We start from the raw sequence: 610 nt of genomic DNA on the forward strand, positions 1-610 counted from the left end.
TAAGCGTCCTAAAGGGTTGTTCAAGACTAGAACGTTGATAGGCAGGGTGTGTAAGCGCTGTGAGGCGTTGAGCTAACCTGTACTAATTGCCCGTGAGGCTTAACCATACAACACCCAAGGGGTTTTGATGGACTCAAAGATACAAACGCTTGAATGAGTTTGAAGAGAATAGAAACAGCTTTCCGAATTTTAAAATTTTGCTTGGCGACCATAGCATTGTGGACCCACCTGATTCCATGCCGAACTCAGAAGTGAAACACAATAGCGCCGATGGTAGTGTGGGGCTTCCCCATGTGAGAGTAGGACATCGCCAGGTTTCTATTTACTTTCATTTTTTAGAAAAATGAAAACAAAATAGCGACTTTGCTTAGAATCTAAGCAAGTCACCATAAGGTTCTAAATAAACTTAGAGTTTTATGTTGACTTACAGAGTCAATCGCGTATTATACGCATCCGCTTCAACGCTAAAGCGTTGATAGCAAAGCTCTTTAACAATTTAAACCTATCAATCTGTGTGGGCACTCGTTGATGAATATCACCAAGTTTGTTTTCGCTTTTTAAAGCAAAGGCAAATGTGAAACTTCGGTTTCAACTTGATTTCAATGAACTG

The 610-nt window shown here is 40.5% G+C and carries 2 rRNA genes; both read left to right on the forward strand.

What is annotated here, in order from left to right:
• Positions 1-107: ribosomal RNA gene (locus BTO10_RS08210) — 23S ribosomal RNA — on the forward strand; the annotation flags it as partial.
• 93 nt (positions 108-200) lie between these two features.
• Positions 201-316: ribosomal RNA gene (gene rrf / locus BTO10_RS08215) — 5S ribosomal RNA — on the forward strand.
• Positions 317-610 lie beyond the last annotated feature (294 nt).

It is taken from the genome of Vibrio chagasii (genome assembly GCF_002954585.1).
GTDB lineage: Bacteria > Pseudomonadota > Gammaproteobacteria > Enterobacterales > Vibrionaceae > Vibrio > Vibrio chagasii_A.